The sequence below is a fragment of the Bradyrhizobium sp. P2_E8 genome, assembly GCF_056403875.1.
Genome location: NZ_JBFUES010000179.1, coordinates 1 through 9,748, shown reverse-complemented (window position 1 = coordinate 9,748; position 9,748 = coordinate 1). Strand labels below are relative to the sequence as shown.

Genomic DNA, 9,748 nt, shown 5'->3' with positions numbered 1-9,748 from the left:
CTCGACGAGACCGCGCTGGAGACGCCATCGCTGGCGCTCGCCGACGCCGCCCGCGAGACGCTGCGGATGGGCGACTTCGTCGAGGTGATGCTGCGCAAGGTCATGGCCGCGATGATGACGGGCGACCGCGCCCTGGTGGACCAGGTCTCGAAGATGGACAATGTCGTCGACGGCCTGGATGAAGCCATCAAGCTCTACGTGACGAAACTCATGCGGGGCAGCCTCGACGAGAGCGAGGGGCAGCGCGCGATGGAGATCATCTCCTTCGCCATCAACCTCGAACACATCGGCGACATCATCGACAAGAGCCTGAGCGAGCTTGCGACCAAGAAGATCAAGCGCCGCTTCCAGTTCTCGGCCGAGGGCTCCGAGGAGCTCGCAGCCTTCCACAAGCGCACGATGGAATCGCTGCGGATCGCCTTCGGCGTGTTCATGTCGGGCGATGCGAATGAAGCGCGCAAGCTGCTGGTGGAGAAGACCACGCTGAAGAATACCGAGCTTGCCGCCGTCGAGCGCCATCTCGACCGCCTGCGCGAGGGCCGCCCCGAGACCATCGAGACCACCTCGCTGCATCTCGACGTGCTGCGCGATCTGCGCCGCATCCACTCGCATATCTGCTCGGTCGCCTATCCCGTGCTGGATGCCGCGGGCGAGCCGTATCGCAGGACCGAGACCGAGACAGCCACCCTGCCCGCGTCAGGTGCGGCCTCGGCGCTGCCGCGCTAGCCCGGCACGTAGAATGACCGCGCCGCCCGCCAGGAGCAGGCCCGCGCCGCAAAGCAGGACCGGAGCGATCCACAGCGTCAGGAACGACAGCAGCCGCGCATCCTCGGGCCGGCGGGGATCGTAGGCGATCCTGACCCGTTCACCGTCCGAATAGGGCTGCGCGGTCGATCCTGACGACGACGTGAATGTCATCGAGCGGCCGTCGCCCGTCACGAATTGAAACGTCGGATAGAGAAACGTCCCGCCATGATTGCCGCCGCTTCGCGCGACAGCGCCGGCGAAACGCGCGTCCGTCTGCTCGGCTCTCGCGAGGAATGCGACGGTTCCGCCAAGCTCGACAAGGCCGAGCCCAAGCAGGACCAGGCCGACCAGAACAACCGACACGAACAGGACTATCGATAATTTGCGCATGCCGATTGGGAAATCCGGATGCCCTGCCGCGCGCAGCCTTTGATCAACGCTCCAGCGACTTCGACGCGCGGCCGCGGTTCTTGATGATCAGCATGATGTTGCGGATGTAGATCACGGTGGCCAGCGCCTGTCCGAGGATGATCACGGGCTCGCGCTTCACGACGCCGTAGACCAGTGTCATCAGGCCGCCGCCCATCGAGCAGAACCAGAACGCCATCGGCACCACGCTGTTGCCGGCGCGCTCGCTGGCGATCCACTGCACTAGGAAGCGCGCGGTGAAGAACAGCTGCGCGACCAGGCCGAATGCGAGCCAGAAGTCGAACTTGGCGACGAAAACGTCGTAGAGATAGTTGCTCAGCGCCTGGCCGTACTGGATGATCATGCCGTCACCTCGGTCACGTCTGGTGTGGGCTTCTTGCGGCGGATCAGCCACCACACGCCGGCGAGATCCATGATCCCGATCCAGAGCCGGTCGAAGAAGCCGTAGTTGGACACGCCGGAGCGGCGCGGCCGGTCGATCACGTCGACATAGGCGATCTCGTAACCCTCACGCCGCACCAGCGCCGGCAGGAAGCGATGCAGCCCGTCGAAATAGGGCAGCGCGAGGAAGACCTCGCGCCGGAACGCCTTCAACCCGCAGCCGGTGTCGCGCGTGCCGTCCTTCAGGATGGAATTGCGGACCTTGTTCGCCACGCGCGACTGGAACTTCTTGAACCCCGTGTCCTTGCGTCCGACGCGCTGGCCGGCCGCGAGCCCGACACGGGCGCCCTTCTCGACCGCCGCGATCAGGTCCGGCAGGAAGGCCGGATTGTTCTGGCCGTCGCCGTCGAGAGTTGCCACGATCGCGCCGCGCGCGGCGCGCACGCCGCTGCGCACGGCGGCGGACTGGCCGCCGGATTTCGCGTGACGGAGCTGACGCAGATTGCCCCGCTGCGCCATGATGGCATTGAGCCGCACGCCGGTCGTATCGGTCGAACCGTCATTGACGTAGATGATCTCGTAATCCCAGCGGCCGTCGAGCGCCGCTGTGATCTCCTCGATCAGGGGCGCGATGTTGTCGGCTTCGTTGCGCACGGGAACGACGATGGAAACCGAAGGCTGGGACGTCGACAAATGAGGCTCGTGGTTGGAATTGGCCTGCGCCTCGGGGAACCGGCGGCCCCGGCAGGCAGCCGCTTTTATGGGGCTGCGGCCCCGCGGGCAACCCTTTTGAGGCGGCCCGAGACCGGCCCTGGAAGGGGCACAATGGTGCCGTCGGCACGGATGGCGAAGCCGAGCCGGCGCGCGGCAAACCAGTAGCGAACGGCCATGGCACCGACGATGCCGACCAGGGCCCCGGCGGTGACGTCGCTCGGGTGATGCGCGAGCAGCACGAGCCGTGTCAGCAGGATCACAATCGCGTAAGTGAACATGAACACGCGCAGCCGCGGCCAGAGTGCGGAGACCGCAAACGCCAGCGCGAACGCCGTGATCGCGTGGCCCGACGGCAGGCTGGCATAGGCTCCCGACCCCTCGAACGGGATGAAGTTGAACGGATCGGCCTTGCCGCCGACGAACGGACGCCCGCGGCCGATGAGAAATTTCAGGATCTCACCGACGAACACGGACAGGGCAACGGACAGAAACAGGAACTGGAGCCGCGTGCCCAAGCCGAGCAGCAGCGCACGGCGGGTGCCGTGAAGCCCTGCCGCAGCGAATGCCAGCGCCACCAGCGCGACCCCCAGTACCGAGAGCACGTACTCGTCCTTGCCGAAATCGGTGAGGATGCGGATCGGCCAGAGGCCGGGCGCGCCCCGTGCCGGCATCAGCTGGATCTCGGTCTGGTCGAACGCGAGCATCAGCGCAATGACCAGGGCTGCGCCTGCCACGCTGAGCCACAGCGAATGCCGCGCCAGCTTTCGGGCGGCCTCGGCACGGCGCGAATGCGAGGGCGTGCGGACAAGCTGCGCCAGCGCATGCCAGGACACGGCGAGCAATTGCGTGGGATAGCCTGCGCGCGGCGCGATGTTGGTCGAAGCCGGCATCCTATTCGGTGCCTTCCGAGCGGAAGATCGAGATCGAGATCGCGCGCCCTTGCGAGAAATTGTAGCCGTCGATGCGCGCGCCGACCTTGTACCGCAGCCCGATCGCCTCGGCGCGCTGCACGAAGCTGCGCTCCGAGCGCTGCTCGACCAGCGCGAAGCGGCAGCTGCCCTGCCGCAGGAAGTCCGCCGCGCCCGAGCCGTCGGTGAGCAGCGTCTGGCTGCCCGTCAGGAACACGAGGCTCGGCTCGTGATAGCCGGCAGAGGCCGCCTTCGGCCCGACGCAGGTGACGTTGCGCAGCGCACGCGCGACCTCGATGCTCGGAAACACCGGCGTCAGCGACGGCAGCACGATGCCGTAGACCACGACCGCCAGCATCAGGGCTGCGACCAGCGCGTTCAGCACCGAGCGCTCGGCGTGGTTGGTGTCGAACAGCCACCAGGCGAACAGGCCGAAGATCAGCGACGCCGCGATGAACGGCCAGGCCACGAAAGCCGGCTGCCGCGTCAGCATCACCGCTCCGACCACCGCGATGATCGAGGCGGCCGCGGGGATCGCGAACCACCAGGCCGAGCCGCGCATCAGCCAGGAGCGCGACAGCACGCGCCGCTCCAGCGCGCCGACGGTCAGGATCGCGATCGCCGGGTACAGCGGCAGCACGTAATGCGGCAGCTTGGTCAGCACCGCCTCGAACACGATCCAGGACGGGATCAGCCAGGCCAGCAGAAACTGCGCACCGGGCTCACGCCGCGCCCGCCACACCGCAGGCGCCGCCATCGCCGCGAGCGGCGCGCCCGGCCAGAAGGTGATCCAGAACAGCGCCAGATACAGTCCGGGCGGCGCGCCATGGGATTCCTGGGCGCCGATCTTGCTCAGCATGTCGCCGCCGACGGAATCGGCGAAGAAGGCATCGCCCGCGCGCCAGAAGATCGCGACGAACCAGGGCAGCACCAGCACCAGCATCCACATCAGGCCCCAGAGCGGGCGCAGCTTCCACAGCCAGGAGGCGTCGCGGTCCTGGATCGCCAGCGCGACGATGGTCAGGCCGGCGAACATCAGGATCAGCGGCCCCTTGATCAGGATGCCCAGAGCGAGCGCGGTCCAGAAGATCGCGGGCCAGCTCCAGGGCGGATGCGTCTCGTCCTCGGCGCGCTGCCACGACAGATAGGCCCGCGCCATCGCGCCCATCGCGGCGGTCACGCAGAACAGCAGCATCGCGTCGGTCTTGGCGAGCCGCGCCTCGACGCCGAGCAGCACCGAGGCGCACATCAGGAGCGCCGCGAGCACCGCCGCGCGCCGCGTGACGAAGCCGAGCGCCGCCCAATAGGTCATGAGCACGGCGCCGATCGCCCCGATCAGCGAGGGCAGCCGATAGACCCAGATCCGCAACTCGGCCTTCGGCAGCTTGAGTGCCGCGGCGGTTTCGACCGCAGCGGATTGCAGCCAGTAGATGCCGACCGGCTTCTTGTAGCGGACGTCCTCCTGGAAGCGGATGTCGACATAGTCGCCGCTCTCCACCATCTGCTTGGTGGCCTGTGCAAAGCGCGCCTCGTCGCGATCGACAGGCGGGATCGTGAAGAAGCCCGGCAGGAACAGCAGCAGCGCGCAAAGCACGAGAAAGGCCACCGCGCGGCCGTGGCTGGCCGTGACGACATCGAGCATCGACACCAGCCGGCTACCCGGATTTACGGGCGATTTCGGCTCGCGGGGGGCTCCAAAACGGGGGGTTGGGTAGGTCTCGGCCATTGGTTCCGCTTACGCTGAAACCGTCATTCCGACAACCGCTTAAGGCCGGGTCATTGAATTCGAATGACAACTGTGTCCGCGGCGCCAGTGGCATCGATCACGGTGAGCCGCGCAAAGCCCGGACCGGGCGGATCAATCAGCCGCTGGCGGCGCCCGTCGATCTCGCCGAGCGCCGTGCCGTTAACCATGACGGTCATGGGCAGAACGCCGCCGGCGACCTTGACCGGCATGGCGGCGGCCTCGGTGCCGCCTGATCGGTCGACGTCGATCCGCGAGCCGTTCAGCGGGAACTGGATGTGCAGCGCCTGCTCGCCGCCGGTCCGCACCAGTTCCCCGACCGGGCGGAACCGTTTCAAGGGCAGCGGCAGTTTGGCGTTGCTGGCCACCAGGGTTCCCTTGGGCGGCTTCGGCAACGGGGCCAGCGTCTTGCCGGTCCGGGCGAACGCGTCGAACAGGATGGGCGCCGCGGCGACGCGCCCGATCAGGCCGGGAACCGGCGCGCCGTCGGGCCGGCCGACCCAGACGCCGATGGTCATGCGGCCATCGAAGCCGACCGACCAGGCGTCGCGATAGCCGTAGGAGGTCCCGGTCTTGAAGGCGATCCGGTTGTGGGCGGCATTTTCCGGCGGCGGCGTGCCCAGCAGCACGTTGCCGACCTGCCAGGCCGCGACCTGATCCAGCAGCCGCAGCGGCTCGCGGTCGTCTTTGGCAGCCACGACCTCGCGCAGCGACTTGGTGGTGCCGAGCCGGGCGAAGCCCGCATAGAGCTGGGCGAGGTCCTGGAGCGTCACGCCGACGCCGCCGAGCCCCATGGCGAGCCCGGGCGCTTCGTCCTTGGGCAGGATGAGATTGCCGCCGGCCTGCCGCAGCCGCGACGCCAGCCGGTTCGCGCCGACGCGATCGAGCAGCACGATCGCCGGCACGTTCAGCGACAATTGCAGCGCCTTCTTAACCGGCACCGTGCCCTGGAACGTCATGTCGAAATTTTCCGGCGCGTAGGAGCCGAAGCGGACGGGCCGGTCGTCGATCAGGCTGTCGGGATGGACGAAGCCGTCCTCGAAGGCGAGGCCGTAGATGAAGGGCTTGAGCGTCGATCCCGGCGAGCGAATGGCGCGCGTCATGTCGACCTGACCCGCCCGGCTCTCGTCGAAATAATCCGCCGAGCCAACGCGCGCGAGCACGTCGCCGCTCTCGTTGTCGACCACGATGATGCCGACCGAGATGTTCGCACCCAGCGCAACGGCGCGGTCGCGCGCCAGCGGCTCCAGCACCTTCTGGAGATTGGCGTCCAGCGTCAGCTTGATGACGGGCGTATCCTTGACCGTCGCAAGCGCGGTGTCGGAAGCATGCGGCGCCAGGATCGGCATTGGCTTGCGCAGCTTCGGCACGGGCACGGCCTTGGCCTGCTTTGCGTCCTCGAGGCTGACGACATGCTCTTCGACCATGCGGTCGAGCACGCGGTCGCGGGCCWTGAGCGCCGCATCAGGATAGCGGTCGAGCCGGCGCGTCTCCGGCGATTGCGGCAGCGCAACCAGCAACGCCGCCTCGGCCAGCGACAGCCGCTTCGGCTCCTTGCCGAGATAGGCAATCGAAGCGGCGCGGATGCCTTCGAGATTGCCGCCATACGGCGCCAGCGCGAGATAGAGGTCGAGGATTTCGCTCTTGCTGAGGGTCCGCTCGATCTCGATCGCGCGCACCATCTGCCGCAGCTTTGCATAGAGCGAGCGCTGCCGCCGCGGCTCCATCAAACGTGCCAGCTGCATCGTGATGGTCGAGCCGCCGGACACGATGTGGCCGCGCGTCGACAGCTGCAACGCGGCACGGCCCAGCGCCAGCGGATCGATGCCGTCATGGGCGTGGAAGCGCTGGTCCTCATAGGCGAGCAGCAGTTTGAGATAGATCGGATCGACGTTCGCTTTGGCGTCGACCGGAAGCCGCCAGCGCCCGTCCGCCATGGCATAGGCGCGCAGCAGCTTGCCGTTGCGGTCGACGATCGTGGTGGAGACCTGGCGGGACTCGTCGAGCGGGAGAGGACCGAGGGAGTAGACCCACGCGACGAAGCCGGTGATAGCGAGGATAAATGCGAGTGCTGCTGCCGAGACGATGTGGCGACTCCTGCCCAGCACTCCGTCATGGCCGGGCTTGTCCCGGCCATCCACGTTCTTGCCCGCGGCGCCAAAGTCCGTGGATGCCCGGGACAAGCCCGGGCATGACGACTGAAAATGTGGCGCCGCTTCGCTCATACAATTCCGCTTACGTTCGAGCCCATCTCACTTCGCCGCCCGCACCTCGACAGTGCCCGTCCCCGTCCGCCCATAGCGCGAGGGATTGTACATGTCCTCGACATAGGCCTGCGGCAATACGTATTTACCCGGCGAAACGGCGCGGACAACGTAGGCAACGGTGAACACCGACTTGGAGTCCGAGGCCCGGTCAACGGCCGCCGTGAAGCGGTCATCGCGGAACTCGGTATTCTCGGGCTCCTCGCCGTCCTCGATCCAGTCCAGCGTACCGCTGTCGCCGGACGAGACCAGCTTCGGATTGTCGATCTCCAGCCCCGCCGGCAGATAGTCGGACACCATGATGTGGCCGTACTCGGGCTTGGCCTCGGTGATCTTCAGCACCACCGCGAAGCGCTGGTTCTGCTTGACCTTGCTGATGTCGGCGGGTTTGCCGTCGAGCGTGAAGTAATTGCGCTCGATCTTGAAGCCGTTCGATGCCGCCGGCTCCGGCGTCACCGGCGAGCCCGACACCGAGACCACCGCCTGCACCGGCGCATCGCCGGTGTTGGTGATCTTCAGCGGCTTGCCGCTCAGCGTGTCCGCCTTATAGCTGCGATAGAGCGCGGTCTTGACCGGCTGGCCGTCGACCTCGATCGAGAGGTTTTCCTTGGCGAGCGCCCGCGCCGCCAGCACCAGCCACGCGTTCTCCTGCGTGGAGGTGTAGGGCGTGAGCCCGCGCGCGGTCTCGACCCGCGACACCGCCTGCGTCAGCGTCGCCCTCGGCGCGTTGCCTTCGCTGGCAAGCGAGACCAGCGCCGCCGCATCGCGAAGCTGCGAGCCATAGTCAGTGCGGCCGAACTCCAGCACGGGCTTTGGCGCAAGCGAGTCGAGCGCGGCACCATAGACCCGCTCCGCACGGTTGCGGTCGCCGACCAGGGCCAGCGCCGCCGCAAGCTGCGACTTCGCGATCGGCGTCGCGAGGTTGGAGAGCTTGGTGTCGGCGAGATAGCGGAGGTCGCCGATCGGAGCTGCGCCATTGCGCGCGAGCACGTAGAGGCCATAGGCGAGATCGCGCCCGCCGTCCTTCTCCGGCTCGTTGCCGTTGACGACCGAGTTGCGGACGCGGTCGAGCGCGTTCTTGAACAGTACGTCCGGCACGGCAAACCCCTTTTCGCGGGCGCGGGTGAGGAAGTCCGTCACGTACGCATCGAGCCAGGCGTCGTCGCCGCCGGCCGACCACAGGCCGAACGAGCCGTTCGAACCCTGGCGCGCCAACAGCCGCTCGATCGCGTCGCGGATATGCTGGTCGACCTCGGTGTCCATGGCCAGATGCGCGCCGGCTGCGAGCTCGTTGACATAGAGCAGCGGCATGGCACGGCTCGTGATCTGCTCCGAGCAGCCATAGGGATAGCGATCGAGCGCTTTGAGGATCGTCGCCGCATCGAGCGCGGTGGACAGGCTCGCCGAGACCGAGACGCTGCCGGTACCCGGCACGAGGTCGGAGAACATGTCCGAGGTCAGCGTCAGGCTCTCGCCCTTCGCAAGCGTCCGGATCGAACGCCGCGCCAGCACCTGCGTCGCCGCCTTGACGTCGAGCGCATAGTGGCGTGCGAGGGCAAGCCCGTTCGGCCCCTTGATGTCGACGTCGAGCGTCGCCTGCCCCGCCGCGGTCGCGTCGAGCGCGAGCGAGAACGAGTTGCGCTGCTTGGCGGCGAGCTTGACGGTGGTCGCGGGATTGCCGGTCATCTTCACCGGGCCGCCCGTCTTCACATTGATGACGTAGTCGCCGGCCTGGCCCTCGACATTGTCGATCTCCAGGTTGACCGTGCCGCGGTCGCCATTGAGCAGGAAGCGCGGCAGGGTCGTGGTCAGCACGACGGGATCACGGATCACGACGTCGGTGTTGGCGCGGCCAAGCTTGGACGCGGTCCACGCCACCGCCATCACGCGCGCGGTGCCGGCGAACTCCGGAATGTCGAAGCTCACCTCGGCGGTGCCGTCGGCGGCGACCGTGACGATGCCGGAATAGAGCGCGAGCGGCTTTTGCGCAGGCGGCGAGCCCTGCAATTCGCCGGCTCCCGCGTCGCCGCCGGACTTGATCTGGCCGCGCGTGCCCGACATGCCGTCGATGAGCTGGCCGTAGAGATCGCGGATCTCCGCGCTCAGGCGGCGCTGGCCGAGATAGTAATCGTCCGGTGCCGGCGGCTTGTAATTGGTGAGGTTGAGGATGCCGACATCGACCGCGGCGATGACGACCTTGGCGTCCTCGCCGGGATTGAGCCCGTCGAGCCTGACCGGGATCTTCAGCATCGCATTCGGCCGGATCAGCGCCGGCGGCGTCAGCTTCACCTGAAGCGTGCGGGTCTGCTTGTCGATGCCGAACCATTTCAGGCCGATGGCGCGGCCCGGCATGCGCTGGGCGGCGGCATCGAGCGGACGGCGCAGCGTCGCCACGACATAGGCGCCGGTGCCCCAGTCCTTGCCGACCAGGAGCTTCACCTGCGCGGTGCCTTCCTTGACGTCGATGGTCTGCGTCGTCAGCAGGCGGTCGCCGAGCACGTTGATGGTGAGCTTGCCGGCGGTGCGCACGTTCACCGACACCGTCATGGTGTCGCCGGAGG

Annotated in this window: 8 protein-coding genes; 1 reads left to right on the top strand and 7 read right to left on the bottom strand. The window is 67.5% G+C overall.

The window, feature by feature from the left end; all coding sequences use genetic code 11:
* Nucleotides 1-726 (top strand): Na/Pi cotransporter family protein (locus tag AC1D00_RS12725; RefSeq protein WP_477010909.1); only part of this gene is annotated, 726 nt, incomplete at its 5' end.
* Here the strand turns inward: AC1D00_RS12725 and AC1D00_RS12720 are convergent.
* From AC1D00_RS12720 to AC1D00_RS12690, 7 genes are all read right to left on the bottom strand, one after another.
* Entirely contained in the window at nt 697-1,137 is a 441-nt protein-coding gene (locus tag AC1D00_RS12720; protein ID WP_135173687.1) for a DUF3592 domain-containing protein, read from the bottom strand. The two genes, AC1D00_RS12725 and AC1D00_RS12720, sit on opposite strands and share 30 nt — an antisense overlap.
* 43 nt (nt 1,138-1,180) lie before the next feature.
* Entirely contained in the window at nt 1,181-1,519 is a 339-nt protein-coding gene (locus tag AC1D00_RS12715) for a lipid-A-disaccharide synthase N-terminal domain-containing protein (RefSeq protein ID WP_135173686.1), read from the bottom strand.
* Nucleotides 1,516-2,250: a glycosyltransferase family 2 protein gene (locus AC1D00_RS12710; RefSeq protein WP_477010908.1), complete on the bottom strand. Its 735-nt coding sequence runs from the start codon at nt 2,248-2,250 to the stop codon at nt 1,516-1,518. Before AC1D00_RS12710 ends, AC1D00_RS12715 begins: the two co-directional genes overlap by 4 nt.
* A gap of 65 nt (nt 2,251-2,315) precedes the next feature.
* A complete protein-coding gene (locus AC1D00_RS12705) occupies nt 2,316-3,161 on the bottom strand; it encodes a phosphatase PAP2 family protein (protein WP_477010907.1) in 846 nt (281 codons plus the stop codon).
* Nucleotide 3,162: 1 nt separating this feature from the next.
* A complete protein-coding gene (locus tag AC1D00_RS12700; protein WP_477010906.1) occupies nt 3,163-4,905 on the bottom strand; it encodes an ArnT family glycosyltransferase in 1,743 nt (580 codons plus the stop codon).
* A 50-nt stretch (nt 4,906-4,955) separates the two neighbouring features.
* The gene (gene pbpC, locus AC1D00_RS12695) at nt 4,956-7,064 is read right to left on the bottom strand and encodes a penicillin-binding protein 1C (RefSeq protein ID WP_477010905.1); all 2,109 of its coding nucleotides are present in this window, start codon (nt 7,062-7,064) and stop codon (nt 4,956-4,958) included.
* Nucleotides 7,065-7,175: 111 nt separating this feature from the next.
* The coding region (locus tag AC1D00_RS12690; protein ID WP_477010904.1) for an alpha-2-macroglobulin family protein at nt 7,176-9,748 on the bottom strand (2,573 nt) is incomplete at its 5' end.